Annotated in this window: 12 protein-coding genes and 1 pseudogene; 5 read left to right on the forward strand and 8 right to left on the reverse strand. The window is 62.4% G+C overall.

The window, feature by feature from the left end; all coding sequences use genetic code 11:
- Window positions 1-9: 9 nt before the first annotated feature.
- The 5 genes from WG898_RS24650 to WG898_RS24670 form a co-directional block, all read right to left on the reverse strand.
- Complete coding sequence (locus WG898_RS24650; RefSeq protein ID WP_339605431.1) at window positions 10-1,299, reverse strand: multifunctional CCA addition/repair protein; 1,290 nt, start codon at window positions 1,297-1,299, stop codon at window positions 10-12.
- Window positions 1,300-1,472: 173 nt separating this feature from the next.
- Entirely contained in the window at window positions 1,473-2,888 is a 1,416-nt protein-coding gene (locus tag WG898_RS24655; RefSeq protein WP_339605432.1) for a hypothetical protein, read from the reverse strand.
- A 31-nt stretch (window positions 2,889-2,919) separates the two neighbouring features.
- Entirely contained in the window at window positions 2,920-4,011 is a 1,092-nt protein-coding gene (locus WG898_RS24660; RefSeq protein ID WP_339605433.1) for a GNAT family protein, read from the reverse strand.
- A 5-nt stretch (window positions 4,012-4,016) separates the two neighbouring features.
- Complete coding sequence (locus tag WG898_RS24665) at window positions 4,017-5,432, reverse strand: hypothetical protein (RefSeq protein WP_339605434.1); 1,416 nt, start codon at window positions 5,430-5,432, stop codon at window positions 4,017-4,019.
- 33 nt (window positions 5,433-5,465) lie between these two features.
- Complete coding sequence (locus tag WG898_RS24670; protein ID WP_339605435.1) at window positions 5,466-10,451, reverse strand: UvrD-helicase domain-containing protein; 4,986 nt, start codon at window positions 10,449-10,451, stop codon at window positions 5,466-5,468.
- A gap of 251 nt (window positions 10,452-10,702) precedes the next feature.
- On the opposite strand from WG898_RS24670, the pseudogene ligA reads away from it, so the two are divergent.
- The 4 genes and pseudogenes from ligA to WG898_RS24690 all read left to right on the forward strand — a co-directional run bounded on the left by ligA (window position 10,703) and on the right by WG898_RS24690 (window position 13,943).
- Window positions 10,703-12,680, forward strand: a pseudogene (gene ligA / locus WG898_RS24675) (NAD-dependent DNA ligase LigA).
- 67 nt (window positions 12,681-12,747) lie between these two features.
- Window positions 12,748-12,981, forward strand: a complete 234-nt coding sequence (locus WG898_RS24680) for a hypothetical protein (protein ID WP_339605436.1) — start codon at window positions 12,748-12,750, stop codon at window positions 12,979-12,981.
- A 9-nt stretch (window positions 12,982-12,990) separates the two neighbouring features.
- Window positions 12,991-13,179, forward strand: coding sequence for a hypothetical protein (locus WG898_RS24685; RefSeq protein ID WP_339605437.1), 189 nt, complete (start codon window positions 12,991-12,993; stop codon window positions 13,177-13,179).
- Window positions 13,176-13,943 (forward strand): hypothetical protein, encoded by a 768-nt coding sequence (locus WG898_RS24690; RefSeq protein WP_339605438.1) that lies wholly within the window; start codon window positions 13,176-13,178, stop codon window positions 13,941-13,943. Before WG898_RS24685 ends, WG898_RS24690 begins: the two co-directional genes overlap by 4 nt.
- A gap of 799 nt (window positions 13,944-14,742) precedes the next feature.
- Here the strand turns inward: WG898_RS24690 and WG898_RS24695 are convergent.
- The 3 genes from WG898_RS24695 to WG898_RS24705 all read right to left on the reverse strand — a co-directional run bounded on the left by WG898_RS24695 (window position 14,743) and on the right by WG898_RS24705 (window position 17,202).
- Complete coding sequence (locus WG898_RS24695) at window positions 14,743-15,906, reverse strand: IS110 family RNA-guided transposase (protein ID WP_339605439.1); 1,164 nt, start codon at window positions 15,904-15,906, stop codon at window positions 14,743-14,745.
- Window positions 15,907-16,171: 265 nt separating this feature from the next.
- Window positions 16,172-16,603: a hypothetical protein gene (locus WG898_RS24700; protein ID WP_339605440.1), complete on the reverse strand. Its 432-nt coding sequence runs from the start codon at window positions 16,601-16,603 to the stop codon at window positions 16,172-16,174.
- A gap of 2 nt (window positions 16,604-16,605) precedes the next feature.
- On the reverse strand, window positions 16,606-17,202 hold the full coding sequence (locus tag WG898_RS24705; RefSeq protein ID WP_339605441.1) for an Aca2/YdiL-like domain-containing protein: 597 nt from the start codon (window positions 17,200-17,202) through the stop codon (window positions 16,606-16,608).
- A gap of 241 nt (window positions 17,203-17,443) precedes the next feature.
- Here WG898_RS24705 and WG898_RS24710 point away from each other — a divergent pair.
- Window positions 17,444-17,843, forward strand: a 400-nt coding sequence (locus WG898_RS24710; protein ID WP_506546839.1) for a site-specific integrase, incomplete at its 3' end; no start/stop codon positions are given.

Genomic DNA, 17,843 nt, shown 5'->3' on the forward strand with positions numbered 1-17,843 from the left:
ATCGAAGGGTCAGGGCCGCGCAGGAGGGCGATCAGCCGCAGCAGGCTCAGAGAGCTGGCTAGGGGGGAAGGGGAGGGATGAGAACCCATCCTGAAGAGCTTTGACACGAGCAGCATAGATGCCTACCCCGATTTGCTCGCCCGATTGCCCCAGGCCAGCCAGTCGCTCAGCCTCAGCCCGGGTGTCAACTTGGCGCGCGATATCAAGCGCAGCAAGCAGGCGCGGTCGCTGAGGGTAGGGTCGATCCGAAAGACCCAGCCGGCCGCGTGCGTCGCACTCGCACGCCTCGAGCGCCTGTGCAAACCGCTCGGGCCGGCGGATTGCGTCGCACCGATCCAGAAGGCGAAAGATTGCCGAGGCGTTCAGGCCCAAGCTCGCATGGATGTTCCCGTGTTCTTTGGCCACGAGGACGGCCAGCTCACGGTGCTCGCTTGGCACCTTGAATCGGCGACTCATCGGGATCGCAAGCTCGGCAGATCGCTTCTCGTGCTGGAGATGCCGAGGAAGGATTTCAGCCGGTGTGAGGCCTTTGCCGAGGTCGTGACACAGGCAGGCATAGCGGACAGCAAGGTCCGAGCCCAGAGTTCCAGCCATGTCCAAGACCATCATGACGTGCACGCCGGTGTCGATCTCCGGGTGATGCACTTCAGTCTGGGGTACACCCCACAGGCGATCAACCTCAGGCAGAAGCACCTTCAAGGCGCCGCATTGGCGTAGGACTTCAAACATGCGAGATGGGCGGGCCTCCATTAGGCCGCGGGCGAGCTCTTGCCAGACCCGCTCCGGGACCAGCGCATCAATTTCGCCGGCCTGGACCATTTTGAGCATCAGCTCCGAAGTCTCCGGCGCTACCACGAAGTCGGGGTGTCGAGCCGCGAGCCTGGCTAGGCGCAAGATCCGTACAGGATCTTCAACGAACGCCTCGGAAACGTGACGAAGGGTGCCGGCCTGCAGGTCTGCGGCGCCACCGAACGGGTCGATGACGACCCCGTCGTTACCCATGGCCATGGCGTTGATCGTGAGGTCGCGTCGACCAAGATCCTCTTCCAGGGTCACATCGGCGTTTGAGTGGACGACGAAGCCGCGGTAGCCGGGCGCCGTCTTGCGCTCGGTCCTCGCCAGCGCATATTCATCCCGAGTCACCGGGTGGAGGAACACGGGGAAATCGGCCCCAACTTGGTCAAAGCCGGCGGCGAGCATCTCGGCCGCCGTCGCTCCAACGACGACCCAGTCGCGGTCGCTGACCGGGCGTCCAAGCAGTTGATCGCGGACGGCGCCGCCAACAAGGAAAGTCTTCATGGCTCGGAGATATCACACGACCAAATGACTGCCAAGGGACAATATTTGTCATCGAGACGGCCAAGTAGCTCAGCCGATGACAAGGGTCAGCTGTGAAGCAGGCCTGGAATGACTTCAGGGGAGATTGCAATGAAGTCACTCCAGCCGGAAGTGACTTCATTTCATGAGCCGTCTTATACGGCGAGCCGGCGTCGCTTCACAACGACCTTGACGTCATTGGCTGGCGCCTTGTGCGTCGAGGTCCAGCCGCTGATCGCTGCACCCATCTGCTCTTCTGTCCGTCGGGCCTCAAAGGTCTGGCAGACCTCGGGCTTCGAGAGCAGGAAGACGTTGGCCACTTCCTCAGGCATGTCCGAGAGCTTCCCGCCGGTCCCAACCCAGGCGTCGAGCAGCTTTACAGTGATCGTGCCCCGGTCGGCACTCAAGGGCCCCAACCCATCCCGGAGGGGGATGTCGAGGCAGTTCACTTCGTGGCGAACCATACGGGTGCCATCAACCGCCCGCGGGCAGGTGTTCAGGGCCAGCTGCATGCTCGCAGCCTTGAACCCGCCGGCTGCAATGCCCTTGATCGCGGCCAGCATCTGCTCATCCGTTGGCACAGAAGTGTCCTCGGCGACCCTGGCCACCAGCCTGTCCAACCCCGCCTTTGCCAGCCTGCCTACATGTTCGGTCTGGCACAGCCAGACCAGTGGATTGGAGCCATCCTGAAAGCCAGCGTCGCGCTTGGACAGGGCGTCCAAGATGGCATCTCCCACGGCCGCCCCTTGCGGAGAGTCCCCGAGGTACGCCAGCAGCTTGGCCGGACGTGTGCGGATGTCCGGCAGGTCCAGGAACGAGTAGGGCGAGCGAGTGGCAGCGTCGGCAGCATTGGCAGGCACTGGGCTCCCCAAGAGGCAGGTGTCTACCCAGGACGCAATCCCAGCGCGTCGTGAGGACTTCAAGTCCGCCTCGAGCTGCTCTGAGGGCGATCCACCCATCTCTTCGAGTGCCAGGATCAAACCCTCCACGCCCCTGTCGAATGCGGCGTGTGTCAGGAGGCTCCAGCGGGGGTAGCCGCCGGCGGCTATTCCCAAGCCTCCCTTGGAGCTCGGGGTGCTGGCAACCTCCAGGGCATGCTCAACGAACTTCTGTGTTGCGTAACGGTGCAGCTCAGGCGCCAGGTCAGCCGGCAAGGCGCCCAGGCCCTTGGAGTTGTCGACGCGGGAGGCGAGATCGCCAGGCAAAGTGGACGGAGACGAGCCGGTGTAGGCGCCAGCAGTCATCGTGCCATTGACGTAGCCTCCGGCCGACCAGATCACCTGGTCGCTCTGGAGATCGTCGAAGCCAGCGCCGATGATGGACATCCCGACGACTACACCGAAGCGCGAGGTGCTCAGCTGCTGCACGAAAGCCTGTGCACCGTCCACCAGGCGGTTGACGGAAGCTTCAAGGATGAACAGCCGAGGCTGCTCGGGAGAACGAGCTACCTCCAGCTCTTTGATGCCATCGCTTGAGAAGCCTTGGACCGCCTTGTGACGCAGGGCGTGCATGCAGCACTCGGCGACTTCCTCGAAGCCACCGATGAAGACGAGCTTGTTGTTCAGGTGCATGGTGTCGTGGAGAGGGTGCGCCAACCGGCCATCAGGCGTTAGGACGGAAGCCCGAACGGCTGCGTGCTTCCGCGGTCAGCTCGCGGTCGGCGTCGTTGGAGAGATCCGGGTAGTTCGGGACTTTCGGCGCCGGATTGGCTTCAGCAACCAATTTCAGCTGCTCGCCGGCTGCGGCCTGCTTCGAGAGGTCTTGCTGCAGCCAGGATTGCTGAAGACTCGCGTAGGCCTGCATGACCGCCTTGCTGGCCGTCTCATCAGGGACGCCGTGCTTCTTGGCCAAGTTCTTTGAGATGCCCTCAAGGACCTCGGGATCGAACTCGAAGGGCTTCTTCTTGTCCTTGGCTTCCGGCTTGGGCTGGTTCAGGAGCTCGACCTTGGCCAGGGCCGCCAGGCGCTTGCTCTTGCGGAGCTCGTCGAGCTCCTTTGTGTGCTGATTGAGCTTGGCGCCGGTCAGGATCTGGTCGGCCTTTTGAGATAGCTCGTCCGCTCGTGAGCCAAGGGTAGTGGATGGGGTCGGTGTTGCCATGGTGCGCTCCTGAGAGATTGAAGAGGTCGGCGAACTCTTCATGAGATCGAAGATGTATTGAGGCGGAAGAGTCGGAGGAGAGGATGGGTCGCGTATCCCGACAACCCGAGCAATGGGCTGCTCATCGCGACCAAGGAATTGCTTGCTGCCGACTGGACGATTTGTGTCGTTCTCATCCCGGGGCGTGAAATCAAAGGCAGCGACGTCATTGGCCGCCGCATATTGAACGTCGAAGCCAAGCTCGGACAGTCTCACGTAGAGCTTCAATGACTCAGAGGAAACCGTAGAGTCTGAGTGAAGTGACTTCCCTTTTGCCAGGGCCTCCTTCAGGACTTCACGGTACAGGCTGAGACCCAAGCCATTCCGCCGCTCATCCGGACTCAAGCTGATCGACGCGACCTGCAGGTGGTTCTCGAACTCGTTCCATGCGAATTGGCTTCTCGAGCCGTTCGCATGGATGCATTGAGCCGTGGTGACGTGCTCGAACTTCTTTGAGCCGGCGCGCGCAATGCTGCCGCGCTGGATCTCGAACACGTGCCGGCGACCATCTCTGCCTACGACGGCAATCGCATCCTGCATCACTTGCTGCGATGGCATGGCGATCAGCTCGGAATCGCTGCACGGCGAGTCGACGCAAGTCGAAGCATCGCGGTGTCCTCGTACTTCCTCTTGAGGAGGATGTTGCGAGCGAGATCGGCAAGCTCTTTGGGGGAGCCAACCACGCCGTCGCAGGCACCCTCGAACGTCAGGCGCTCACCGGTGTTCGAGATGCCGGCAAGAGTCACGAAGCCGGACTTGCGAAGGGTCTCGCACAGCTTCGCAGCCTCCTGATTCATGAACATGCCCATGGGGCCGTCGTCACGGTCGGACTCGGAACGAGCAAAGCACAGGATGTCGCCGGCCGAGAGCTTACCGGTGCCATTGGCGTGCAGCGCGCGAAGCAGCGCATCTCGCAAACTCAAGCTCGGCGTCTCGGGATCGACGTAGATCGGAATCAGGTTCTGCACCGGCAGGCCGGGCTCAGAGTTCTCGAAGCGATTCAGGAAGTCGTTGATGGCCTGAGTGCCGTACTCTGGGGCGCGACGGATGGCCTTGAGGTTGTCCGAAGGCTGCCCGCGCTGCGTGATCTTGGCTGCCGCGACGACGAAGACCCGGCCGGAGAGGCGGTAGGGCCCGTTCATGTTCGCGGCCTTGAGCGCATCGATGGCCTGCGAGTAAACGCCGCGCTCGGAGTCCGTCATGGCGTCGAGCATGGTTGTTGGGCCCATGCGCGGCTTCTGCCGCGCAGCGAGGTTCTGCGCTTGCTCGACCAGCTCCTCAAAGCGCTGACGCGCCTCGGCCTGAACCAGGCCGTCACGATGGCACATCTCGTACGACATGAAAGTCAGGCTGCGGATCAATTCAACCCTGGCCACGTTGTCAGCGTTCTCGGTGAGGCTGGCGCGCGGGACTCCGAATGCGCGACACAGGACACGCTCAGCCTGATGCTTCGATGTCTCAGTCGTATCCACGGGGTCGTCATAGCGGCCGATGACGGCATCAGCATCAAGGCGCTCACCGACGTCGCCCGCCAGGCGAGCGAGCTCTCGAGATGCCGTGAGGATCTCCATGATGGACTTCGAGACCTCGGTCATGCCCTTTTGAGTCGACATGGCCGTCTTCGCCTTCTCGATGCGCCTCACGAGCAGTGCCGACTCCTCGGGGTGCATCTTGAGCACAGCCCGGGCTGCGTCGAGCATGTTCTTGGCAGGTGTGGCTGGATGCGTTCTCCGAGCAGCAGTAGCCGCAGAGGCGGCCGCAGCAACGTCCATGTCCAGCAGCGCATCCGACATCTGGACACTCATCCAGGCCTTGGGGGTGCGGCCAAAGGAGAGCACCGACGACAGGGTCGCCGAATAGGGTGCGCCCTTCATATAGGTGATGACGGCGTGCATCCGCTCCTGGAAGGCCATGGCAATACAGCCGGCCTCGAGCAGGGATGCCATTTCGATGTCGCTGATCTGGCTCTGGGTAGACATGGGTTGCATTTGGGTCGCGTCGAGTTGAGGCGGTTACGGGCGGCTGCCGCGGCGCTTGCCAAGCAGGTCGAGTCGGGCCATTGCGGCGGCCGGGGGCGCCTGCCGCGCCGGCGCTGCACCGGCAGGCTGCGCCTGTTGGCGAGCTGGCAGAGGGGAGGAGGTCAAAGGGCCGAGGGCGAGGAGGGGTACGTGAATGCGATCCCCCTTGATCTGGTCCCAGGTGTTCTTGGTGCCGCCGTCGGCTGGCTCATCACCGCCACCGAAGGTGTACGCGAGCACCGCATTGGATTGCTTGGCGACGATGGCGTTGCGAGCGAACATGGCCTTGTAGTCGTGCGCCTCGGGCTGCTCGGTGATCGTCGCTCCCTTCGAGGCGGCCGCGGCGATCTCCGCCCGAGCGTCGACGCCAGTGGCCTTCTGGAATAGGTCGTGATACCAATTCGCTGCCGATGCGGCGGACTTGTCGGGACCCTGGAACTTGCCGTTCTTCAGTGGCGCAGGGAGGTGGAGAACCAGGTCCTTCACATCGCCATCCAGGAACAGGCGGACGGCAAGATGGTCGGCCCAGGCCGCGCCACCACTGACCACCGTGTCATCGGCCCGGACTCGCTTCTTTGCGTCGGCGACCATGCGCCCCCACAGGTCGGCCGTCATCGGGCGATCCTTGTCCCGGCCAGCGGTTCCGATGATGGCCAGAACTCGTCCAGGCCCATCGGAAACAGCGGAAGGGACCACCGACAGGGCAGGGCGCTGCACCGCCGGCGGCTGGGCAGCTGCACGCAGGGCGTTGGCGCCACGGCGCTGCCAAGGCTTCAGCTCTCCGGCAACCGCGGGTGCCGGGGCCTGGACAGCCGCCGGAAGTGCTGCTGCAGGAGCAACGGCCGACGAAGCTGCTTTCTCAGACCCCATGGCACGAACGTAGTCAATGACCTGGGCGGCGATCAGATCAGCATGGCAGGCGCGGGGTGCGCACCAGCAGCGCAGAGCGATTTTCTCGCCCCGGGCGACACGCTTCGCCACATCCATTGTGGCTTGGAACATGGGGCCGCTCTTGGCCAGATCAGCCTGGTAGTCCTTGTTGTAGGCAGCGATGACGTCAGCGCGCTCATCGTCGTCCTCGATGTTGTTGAGGAAGTGTCGATTGCCGAGCTCGGGATGGCTGCGATCCACATCGATGACAACTTCGTCATCGGCCGCAGCGGTACCGCCGCGTCGCTTGCTGACGACTCGAATTCTGCCGACGCCGTCCAGCGCGCTGTCGGTGGAGAGGTCGGACTCGGCGAAGCTCGACTGAGTTCGCAGGGGCGCTTTCGCGGCCGACTTTGCGGATTTCGAGTCAGGCTGGTATTCCTTGCGACCTTGGTCAAAGGCGTCGCCGCCATACTCACGGTTGCCGACATCGCGCAGGTACGGCTTCTTGCCGGCGCCGGCGCGCGACTTGGCATCGTCGATGAAGTTGAGTCGATGGCCCGGGATCTCGGAGATGAAGCGCGAGGGCTCGCAGGCCTTCACCTCGCCATTCAGGAGTCGCTCCTTGGCGTAAGTGGCTGTCAGAGTCTTGCGGGCGCGAGTCACGGCGACGTACATCAGCCGACGCTCCTCCTGCATTCCCTCACCGTCTTCGCGGGGAGCCTCCTCCTCGTCTTCATCGAAGACCAGGCTGTTGCCGTCGTCATCGTGCGTGGCACCCATGTCCCGCAGTGCGTCGTCGATGGACTTGCCGTTGCCAGACTCTTCGTCCTCCTTGATTGCCCGGGAATGAGGAAAGGTTGCCTCTTCCAGGCCCACCAGGTAGACGTGATCGAACTCAAGACCCTTGCTGGAGTGGACGGTCATCAGCGAGACCGTCGACTTCTTCTCCATGTCCGCTTCGGACGTGGACGTCATCAGGGCAACGTAGGCCAGATACTCCGGCAGCTGCTCAGCCGCGGACTTCAGTTCCGGGTTGTCGATCTCGAACTGCTTTGCCGCGGAGATCAGCTCGCCGATGTTGGCCATGCGCTCATCAGCCTCTTCCTGAGAGGATTTGGAGCCACCGGCTTCGTCGATGAAGTGCTTCTCGATGCCGGCGCGCTGCATGATGGTCTCGATGAGCTGCGACAGCGGCTGATCGACTGCGGACTCGGCCAGGTCGATGATGATGTTGGTGAACCCTTCCAACTGGCGCTGCTTCTTCTGCTCGGCCGCGGTCCCAATCGAGCCCACACGTTCGCTGCGCTCGCCAATCATCTCCATCATCGAGATGCGCTTGGCCTGGGCATCCTGGCGCAACTGCTCGACAGTGCGCTCACCGATGCCGCGGGGCGGGAAGTTCACGACTCGGGCAAAGGACAGGTCGCGAGTCATGTCGCAAATCAAGTCCAGGTAGGCCAAGACGTTCTTGATTTCCTGACGGTCGTAGAAGCGGTAGCCGCCGTAGACCGTCACCGGGAGGCCACGCTTATTCATCTCCTGCTCGAGCAGGCGGGACTGCATGTTCGTTCGGTACAGGACGGCAATCTCAGAGGGCAGTACCTTGTGATCCTTCACCATGCGGTGAATGGAGTCGGCTACTGCCGAGGCCTCGAACATGCCATTGCCGAATGAGACGAGGTCGATCTTCTCGCCGCGATCACGCTGCGAGGTGAATAGCGTCTTCTTGAGCTGGTTCGGGTTGCGGTCGATGATTGCGTTGGCCGCCTCGAGAATGTGTGGCAGGGAGCGGTAGTTCTGTTCGAGCTTGATGGTCCAGCCATCAGGGTGCTCTTTGGAAACAGTCATCTCCTTCACGAACCGCGTCATATTCTCTGGATTTGCTCCTCGAAATCCATAAATGCAGTTGTGGGTCACGATGCCATTCGCGACGAAGTTGTGCACCTCAGCGACATCCAGGTCATAGAAGAAGCCGGTAGCCGACAAACGCTCAACACTCTCGATGATCTGGACTTTTCCTTCTGCGTCGCAAAGAGACATGCCCGGCACAAGGTTGAATGCTGGCATCAAGTCCAGTGAGCTTTTCGTAATGACGCCATTTGCGTCAGTGCTCAAAAGACGCATCGAGCGCTTCACGTATGCGTCAGGAACGACCCGAAGAAGAGACGCAAGCGTAGTTTCAATCTTCTCGTAGTTTGATGCTCCGACTTCAACTCGATAGGACGCAGAATTCACCTTTGCCAGGCGGACTTGAAATCCGGCGTTCTCAAGCGCAACCTTCAAGGGTTCGCCCGAAAAGCCAAATGCCAGGGTGTGCAATGCCCTACCGCTCGGCCGATGCCAAGCACAGAGCGTGACCGTAATGTTTTTGCGCCTGGAGAACCTTGACTGCTGCGGAACATGCTGAGGGTGATCCAGACTCATGCCGATGTCTGCCATCAGGCGAGCAGCACCAGAAGTCGAATCTGACTTGGCAAAGATCCTATCTAGCGCACCTTGGTCTCCGACCAAAGTCGCCATCGTGTCACGCTTATTGCTGCGCGCCAGGAAGGGGAGAGTGGGGAGGCCGTATTTCAGCGACGTGAGAACCTCATGCTCTCGCGCCTCCTGTTCCGATTGGAATGAGCCAATCACCCAAGCCCGATCCGCCCCCTCTTGGGAACAACGGTACGAAAGTCCGTGGGAGAAGTTACGCGCCGTAGCGGAATGCTGACCCATGCGCGTAACACCCACCCTGAACCCAACCCCCTCTTTCTGCATGACATAGCAAACGAAGAGGGCGCCACAGTAGGCCGGCAAAAAGCCAGCAAGGTGCGTGTGATCCGCAGTGGTGAGTAGCTCATGCCCAGAGGAAGTCCGGATTCGAATTGCCCCCTCGCCAGTGCGAGCGCGTCGCCTAATAGCGCGAGTCACCTTTGATGGCTTGAAATTTCCAGCTCCGTGATTTGCAAGGACCAAGGCGCCTTCGGCAATGGATTCAACAGGCTGACTTGAGCCGTCGGCCATCAAAATGGCAGTCCCTTCAGCAACGCACTGACTATCATCCCCGACAGTCATCATGTGCGCCCGCGGTCCCTTCATCAGTTCAAGCCATCGATATTGCAGATTGTTGGTGTCCTGGAATTCATCCACAAGGATGGCTGTGAACCGATTCTGGTATTTGTCTCGGACGTCCTTGCTTTTCTCCAGGAGCTCAACGCCGCGCGTCAGCAGGTCCTGGAAGTCCAAAAGACCAGACTGCCGGCAACGACGCTGGTACTCCGCGTAGACGGCCTCCATCTGATCGACATCTGTCGACCGGGTGTTGACAGCCGTTGGTGGCTTGGGTTCCTCGAGCGCTTCCTTGCGCGCAGAGATGTACTTGGCGCACTGGCCAGGGGTGACGAATTCGTTCGCCTCCCCATCATCCTCGATGTCGTCAGCGGCGAGGCCGCCGGCGGCTGCCAGCGGGTCGGCGACGGCCAGCAGGTCGGCCTGAGCATTTGCAGCCCTCGCCTTTGCGGCCTCTTTGACGGCCGACTTGGTGAGACCGAAGTCCTTCAGGATGCCGCGGCACAATGCCTCTTGGCTGTCCACGTCCAGGATGGCGAAGGCCTTGGGCAGTCCGGCGGCCTCGTAGTTTTCGCGCAAGAGCTTGTTGCACAAGCTATGGAAGGTGCCCATCCACAGGTCTTGAACAGAGCGTTTGTCCAACAGTTTCCCGAGACGCTGACGCATCTCCTGAGCCGCCTTGTTCGTGAAGGTCACAGCGAGGATGCTCCGCGACGGCGCCACCCCATTCGAGACCAAGTTCGCAATTCGGGCAGTCAGCACGCTGGTTTTTCCGGAGCCGGCGCCAGCCAAGACGAGCATGCTTTCCTTGGGTGCATTGACGGCCTCAGCCTGTCGCTCATTCAGTCGACCGTACAGCTCTTCGCGTGCGCGCTCGCGCTCGGTTTCACGGCGTTGATACGCCTCATCAGAGTTGGGATTGTTGGAGTCAACTTGCGCGGGCGAACCTGAAATCGGAAAGCCGTATTCGTCGATCAGATCGTTTTGGCCGACGAATTCGTAATAGGTTTCAGCCGGCGGGCTATTGCCGTCAAAGGGATCATCTTGGGCAGCCATCTGTGTGCCTCGAGTGCAAAATGTGAGGAAAAGAAGATGGCCACGGGCGCTCAAGTCACCGGTAGCTGCGTATGAAGTATAACATACACGACAGCTTTTGGAGGTCAAAATCCTAGATGTTTGACGATTCCAGAGGAAAATTCACCATCCGCACCATGCTCACTAGGGTTGTTGACTGCTGCTGAATGTGATATTTCGAGGGGAGCGGCACCACGGGGCGCCGTAGATATCCGCCAGCGCAAAGGACAAAGATGCAGATCGCCGAGCAGTCGACCAAGGAAGCCCAGTACACCCAACTGAAGGCGCGCGTCATCGAATTGGCTCATGCCTACTACGTAAATGACAACCCATTGGTCAACGATGCCGTCTATGACGGCTTGTATCGAGAGCTTCAGCTTCTCGAGTCCGCGAATCCCTCGCTGATCGCCCCGGACTCGCCAACCCAGCGCGTCGGTGGCGCCGTCCTGTCAGTTCTGCCGGCCGTAAAGCACAGCGCGCCCATGCTCTCCATCGACAACTCGATGGACGGTGCCGCGGCTGCCGAGTTCGTGACCCAGTCGGCCCAGGCCTTGGGCATTGATCCCGAAGAAATCATTTGCACCCGTGAGCCGAAATACGACGGGCTGTCGTGCGCCCTGCGGTTCGCCCGCGGCATTTTCACCCTGGCCATCACGCGCGGCGACGGTGAGGAGGGCGAGGACGTCACAGCCCAGGCGCGCACCATTCAAAGCATCCCCCTGAACCTGGGCCGCGACCTGACCATCGAGATTCGAGGCGAAGTCCTCATGACCAAGCGCGACTTCGAGGCCTTGAACGCGCGCCAGCGCGAGGCCGGGGAGAAGGAATACGCCAACACCCGCAACGCCGCGGCCGGCAGCCTGCGAACCCTGGACCCCAAGGTCACGGCGGCACGTCGTCTGAGCTTCTTTGCGTACTCGATTGTTGACCCGGCATCGCATGGGCTGAACTCGCAAGAAGAGGTGTTGGCCTTGCTGCGCGAGCTCGGCTTCCAGGTCAGCGACAAGTTCAATCGCCGAGGTGCGTGCCGATCTGCCGTTCGACATCGACGGCGTGGTCTACAAGCTGTCCAGCTTCGCCGACCAAGAGGCCCTGGGCTGGAACATCCGCACGCCGCGCTGGGCCACCGCCTACAAGTTCCCGGCTGAGGAGCGTCCCACCAAACTGCTGGACATCGAGGTCCAAGTAGGCCGCACCGGCAAACTCACTCCGGTTGGTCGTCTCGAGCCTGTCGCTGTCGGTGGCGTCGTGGTTTCGAACGTCACACTGCACAACCAGCACCAGGTCAACAACATCAAGGGCGTGCGCGCCGGTGACACGGTCATCATCCGCCGCGCCGGCGATGTCATCCCAGAACTGGTGGGGCCAATGATTGAACTCCGCCCGGGCTCGGCCGTCGTGTTCCGAATGCCTGAGAATTGCCCTTGCTGCGGCTCCACGGTGAAGTTCATCGCCGGCTCCGAGGAGGGTATGGGCGAGCACTACTGCACCGGCGGGACATCCTGCCCGGACCAGCGGCTCTTCCGCCTGACCCACTTCGGCTCGCGCCTGTGCCTGGACATCGACGGCCTGGGCGAGGGAAGCGTCAAGGATCTTCTGGAGGCCGGCCTGATCGAGAAGGCCTCGGACCTCTATGGCCTCGATGCCAGCAAGGCCGCCCGCCTGGAAGGCTGGGGCACGGTTTCGGCTGGCAAGCTGATTGCGGGCATTGCCGAGTCGGTCGGTCGGCCGCTGCGGCGATTCATCCACTCCCTGGGTATCGAAAGCGTTGGCGAAGGCACTTCCAAGCGCCTGGCGCAGCACTTCGGCACCTGGGAAGCGGTCCGCGCCGCATCGGAAGCCGATCTCGTGTCCATTACCGATATCGGCCCCATCACCGCCGGGTCCATCGTTGCCGCCTTTGGTGACGAACACTTCGGCCAAGAGATCGATCTCCTGGCCAGCCTGGTGAAGCCGGCGCCGGAAGCGAAGGTCGTCGGCGGCGCGCTCGCCGGGAAGACGGTCGTGGTGACTGGGACTCTGCCCACTCTGTCGCGCGAAGATGCCAAGGCATTGGTTGAGCGCCTGGGTGGCAAGCCGTCGGACTCGGTCTCCAAGAAGACATTCGCTGTCGTTGCCGGGGAGAATGCCGGCTCCAAGCTCACAAAAGCCCAGGAGCTCGGTGTGCCGGTCTATGACGAGGCCTGGTTGCTGGCCCAGCAGTCAGAATAGGCAGCTTGACCCTTGTGACCCCAGTGGCCATGTGATATCCATTGGACAACTGAACCAAGGAGCTAATGTGGCCGCATTGAGCAGAATGACCGTTGGGCAGACGCTATTCACCGTGACCAGCCAGGGCGTGGGCAACACCACGCAAAAGCGTATGGCCGTCCACGGTGTCACGGTCATTGCCATCGACCTCGACCGCAAGGTAGTGACCGCCTCGTGGAACAGGAATCCAGCCCGCGAATACGGCGAACGCCAGTATTCGAAGTGGAAGGTCAAGCGCCCCGAGGTCAAATCCATTTTCTAGACAGCAACCATGGACCACAGCAAGAAGCCAGACCCCGGTGTGCCGCGTGAAGAGCCGGCCTTCCTGGACGAGATCGAGGCCAACGCCCCGCTGCCTCAGCACGGGACCATTGAGAGCGCGAGAACGCTTCTCGATCTGAAACCGGGCCAAACTCTCGCCGAGGCCCTCAAGCAAAAGCGCGTCGAGGGCGGCAAGTGACGATCTCCAAGGAAGAGGCCCAAGGGATCACCCGCGCCTTCGTGGCGGACTACCCGGGGGCGCTGGAGCTGGCCTACTACTTCCGTTCGACGGTGTCGGACCTGTACGGCGCCAGCGCTGGAACGTTGCCGACCAATCTCAAGGGCGGCTATTTGTCGCAAGCCACCGAGCACCAGGGCAAGATGTACCGCGGCCGCGTCGATGTCCCGTTGGACAACATGAGGGATGCCGCTGACATGCTGGCCAGTCTGCGCCATGAGGTCCTGGGTCACTACGGCATCAACACCCTCGCGGCGACCCAAAAGCGCGCGCTTCTGGATGCCGTTGTGGATGCTCGAGACGCCCCAGGCATGAAGGTGCTCTGGGAGGCCGTCAACCGCGCCTACGAGGGATGGGCACTCGACATCAGAGCCGAGGAGGTGTTTGCACTGCAGTGCGAGGTCCTGCTGCCGGCGCGGAATATGCCGGCGGACCGCGTTGCAGCTGGCGCCGAGGCATTCAACGGCGTCTGCATGGAACGTCAAAGGCTCATGGGCCTGGACGACCTTGAGGCCATGGCCTACTTCGTTGCCGACAGGCTGAGGAATCGAAACTGCCCACAGCTGACCATCCCTGGCGTCAACGACATTCGTCGCGCGGACCGCATGGACGGTTCCGGCGTGATCGGGAATCCGTCTTTGCGCTCGATCTTTGCAGATGGACAAGGACACCAGGTGGCGATGGCGCCAATGCCTGACTCGAGGGTTCGGAGGCTAACTGCATGACCACGACAGAGAATAAGGGCCGGTTCAGCAAGCCGTGCCCGGACTTGCCGAAGGGGCGCCGTTGCCAACTCTGCGGCGGCGCCTATATCTGCCTGCAGTCGAGCCGTCCCAAGGTCGCGAAAACCAAGACCTTGGACAACAAGCAACCGGGCCATGGAGCTACATCATGAGCGAACACCAGAGCTTGGCCGACCAGGCCGTCGAAACGTTGGCGGCGGTCAAAGGGATGGCATCAGGCCTGGAGCTTGAGCATCCTGAGGGCATGTCGTCCGCGAGATGAAGGCGCTCGCTGAGCGACTGATTGTCCAGGCCCTCGAGCAGGCTGCGCAGCTGGCGGAGAACGCTAAGGAAATCCGCAAGCTGCAGCGCGCGGCAGAAGCGGGGAGAGGTTGACCATGGCGACCAAACGTTGATATGGCTTCCTCTTGTCAAGCGGCAAGACCTGACCCTCTGCGTTGCAGATGACTGGTGAATAACCCGTTGCCGGACGGGGAACGCGACGGAGCCTGTGTTGCCACCCGATGTGGATGCGCGACGGTTGCTCATGCTGATATGCGAGGGTTGGGTACCTCAAGACAAATTTGCGTCGCAGGGCTGCCTTCGGTCTAGGGGCTGAGGTCGCGCGGAACCGTGAGGCGCCGGCGCTCAATAACGTTGCCGAGGATTCCCTTGATGGCCGCGGCTGCGCCGCGTTCCCGATCCGGCCGCTGGTCTTGGTGGTGCGTGCGTCACCTCCTGCTTGGGTTGATGATGATGGTGTTCAGTGCCGAGACACTCATTCATGACGGCATGTGTTCAGTCATGGCGTGGCGGTGAGTGGTGCGGCCTTGTTGACATCGATGCCCTTCCAACCGGAGAGCTGTACCTCGCGCCCGATGGCCCAGACGAAGCCGGCCAGTTCACGGGCTACGGCGACCACGGCCTTGGTCTTGATCAGGCGACGTGCCTGCAGGCGCTTGAATTTGGCGGTGAGGCGCAACTGGGCCTTCCAGGCGATGTCCGTGACGGGCTTGGGCAGGCCGTCCTGGCGTGCGGCGATGACGGGGCTCACCCGTGGCTCGGCCCGGTAGTGCCAGGCCACCTCGACCAGCATGCGCCGCGCCGCCGAGTTGCCGGCCTTGGTGATACCACCCTGGCGGCGCTTGGGGCCTGAAGAATGTTCGCTGGGCACCAGGCCAAGATAGGCCATCAACTGGCACGGCGATTCGAAGCGCAGGAAGTCCTGCAACTCGGCCACCAAGGTCATGGCGGCGATGAGCTGCACACCCCGCAAGGCCTGCAGCGCCTGCACCACCGGCATCAGGCCCCAGTCGGGCAGGGCATCGCGCAGCGCCTGCTCCAATCGGGCGATGCGGGCACTCGACTCGGTGATCGAGTGCAGATATTCCTGGAAGGCGATCTGCTGGGCGGCGTAGGCGAGTTTGACCTTGGCCAGCCAGCGCAGGTGCGCGGCCGTCCAGGAGGTCTTGCCGGTGTAGGGGACGCCATTGCGCAGCAGCAGCGCCTTCAGGCGATGGCGACCGTTGCGCTGCTCACGCACGGCATCCTCGCGGGCACGCACCAGGTCGCGCACGGCCTCGTCCACGCCGTCGGGCACGCGCACCACCGCGAGGTCGCCAGAGCGTGCCAGCTTGGCCAGCAGCATGGCATCGCGCCGGTCGGTCTTGACCCGGTCACCCGGCGCACGCGGGATCGACGATGGGGCGACCACTTCGCAGTGCACGCCCTGGGCGGTGAGGTGACGCCAGATGACAAAACCGCAGGGACCAGCCTCGTAGACAATGTGCAAGACCTGACCCCGGCTGATGAGCTTGCGCAGCGCCTTGTCCAGCGAGGCAAGGTCACCCTTGATGCTGCCCACATGCCGGAGCTCACCATCCCGCGGCGCATCCGCCACGGCGATGTCGATACTGTCCTTGTGCACGTCCAGACCGACGTACAAGATGCTAGATTTGCATTCCATGGCCCGACTCCTTGCAACAAACTCGCAACGCCCCGGCAGCCCGTCCGCCGGGTGCTTTGGTGTAGCTCTACAGGCCCAGTGCCTGCAACCTACGGCATCGCAGGAGTCGGGCCACCCGAGTTCGCGAAGCCATCTTGTCTAGAGAAGTTGGCATAACCAAGTTTCCGTGGCATTGGTCGTCCCAGCTGTGCCTGTGGTGGACCCCGTGCTGTGAGCGTCGGCCAGGCCTGCGCGATCGCGCGGATCTTTCCGAGGTGTCCGAAAGCTAGGAAGATCGGATGCCGCGCCTGACCTTCCCTCTGAAGTGCCCTGTCAGGATCAGGTCGGGCGGCCGACCCTCTCCCGTCGCCATTATCCGAGAGACCGCGGCTGATGGCAGTTCGACGATTCTGGCGATCTCGCTTGTCAGGCGGTGATTGCTGGCCAGTAACCAGACCCTCTCCACCAGCCGCCGTCGTGTCTCAAAACGCCCAGTGGGCTTGTCGTTGGCCAGCCAATCCCTTGGCACTTTGCGCTGCGCGGCTTTGAGCACCTGCACGGCCACTTCTTCCGGCCGGACACCCCAAAGCGCCGCAGTCATCTCCACCTCAGGTCGCTGGCGCAGGTCGTCGAACTCGACTTGCAGCAATTTTCGCGGAGACTCCACCGACAGGTGGGTGCGAGCCAGCCAGGCGATGGCGTCTTTGAAGGCTGCCATCCTTAGATCCCCGAGCTGCGAATCAGCCGCTCCGCGGCCCACCGGACGTGGCGGGCCATCTCGGATGCCGCCATAACCGGGGGGAGCGGAGCGCTCCACTCGACGTAGGCAGCCTCGTCGAACGCCACGAGCTGGACACGGCCCTGGCAGGCCAGCTGAGCGACCACGCTGTTGTGCAGCTTCCAGTCAGGCCCAATCCCACGCATCGTCCACTTCCAGTCGTCAGCCTTGGCATACCACACCGCAACGGGCTTGTGCCCTGGTTGCTGCTCGATGGCTGCCAGCGCGGTGGCCATCAAGTGCTCCCGTTGGGCGCAAGCACTGCGTAGGTTGGCGGCGACGTCCGCAGGGACGGCTCGCTTTCCAGCTTCCCAGTATTGCCACGCCCGCTCGCTCACAGGCGGAGTCGATAGCCAGGCTGCGGCCTCTGCCTGTGTGAGCAGCAAAGTTTGGCGAAGAGCCTGGCACTCCGCTGCGCAGAGGCCGCCTGGGGTGGCGCTGGAATCGTCGTGGCTTTCTGGGTTGGGCTTTGCCCAGCCGATGAGCTGCGCGGCGCGCAAGGCTTGTTTGCGCAGGCCACGCAAGGTGTTGTCGTTCATGTGAATCTCCGAGAGTGCGGCCCGCACGATTGCCAACCGCCCGGTGATTGTTGTTCGTGTTTAACGAACAGTCAAGACCGACGGGTCGCTGGCTCGCCTCGCTCAACGTTGGGTTCGCCGAAGTTCCGCGTGCCGCCGAACTTTCCTAGACAGCGAGATTCGGCGTGGCCTGGCGGCCCGTTCTGGCCGGGCATGACCGAAACCCTGTCGTATCGTGGTGCCTTAGGAGGATCGTTCCGACATGGCAAAGCCCCCAGTGATCGAAGACGCCCAGATGCGCCATGCCTTCAAGGTTGCGGCCGTTAGCGGCCAGACCCCGGCCCGCGACGTGGCCCTGCTGCACGTCTTGTACGGCACCGGCATGACGGCGACCGAGCTGGCCCAGCTTGAAGTAGCGGACGTGATCGACGAGCGCGGCGAGTTCCGGCGCCATTCCGAGGTGCGCGCGGCCATCAGCTTCAACGGCCGGGCCAGGCCCGTGTTCTGGGTCAACCCGCGCGTGCGCGACGCGCTGTCTGCCTACTTCGTGGAGCGGCTGAAGTCCGGCCACGGCGTCACGGCCTGGCGCTCTCAGTGGCGCGGCCTGGTGCAGCTCGGCCCTGTGTTCCTCACCAACGACGGCAGGCCCTTCACGATGACCG

The sequence above is a fragment of the Paucibacter soli genome (assembly GCF_037482845.1).
Taxonomy (GTDB): domain Bacteria; phylum Pseudomonadota; class Gammaproteobacteria; order Burkholderiales; family Burkholderiaceae_C; genus Paucibacter_B; species Paucibacter_B soli.

What these genes read in the sequence shown, in the direction of transcription:
- WG898_RS24665 (WP_339605434.1), bottom strand. Translation starts at nt 5,432, where the DNA reads ATGTCTACCCAGAGCCAGATCAGCGACATCGAAATGGCATCCCTGCTC.
- WG898_RS24650 (WP_339605431.1), bottom strand. Translation starts at nt 1,299, where the DNA reads ATGAAGACTTTCCTTGTTGGCGGCGCCGTCCGCGATCAACTGCTTGGA.
- WG898_RS24700 (WP_339605440.1), bottom strand. Translation starts at nt 16,603, where the DNA reads ATGGCAGCCTTCAAAGACGCCATCGCCTGGCTGGCTCGCACCCACCTG.
- WG898_RS24670 (WP_339605435.1), bottom strand. Translation starts at nt 10,451, where the DNA reads ATGGCTGCCCAAGATGATCCCTTTGACGGCAATAGCCCGCCGGCTGAA.
- WG898_RS24655 (WP_339605432.1), bottom strand. Translation starts at nt 2,888, where the DNA reads ATGCACCTGAACAACAAGCTCGTCTTCATCGGTGGCTTCGAGGAAGTC.
- WG898_RS24660 (WP_339605433.1), bottom strand. Translation starts at nt 4,011, where the DNA reads ATGCCATCGCAGCAAGTGATGCAGGATGCGATTGCCGTCGTAGGCAGA.
- WG898_RS24695 (WP_339605439.1), bottom strand. Translation starts at nt 15,906, where the DNA reads ATGGAATGCAAATCTAGCATCTTGTACGTCGGTCTGGACGTGCACAAG.
- WG898_RS24685 (WP_339605437.1), top strand. Translation starts at nt 12,991, where the DNA reads ATGGACCACAGCAAGAAGCCAGACCCCGGTGTGCCGCGTGAAGAGCCG.
- WG898_RS24705 (WP_339605441.1), bottom strand. Translation starts at nt 17,202, where the DNA reads ATGAACGACAACACCTTGCGTGGCCTGCGCAAACAAGCCTTGCGCGCC.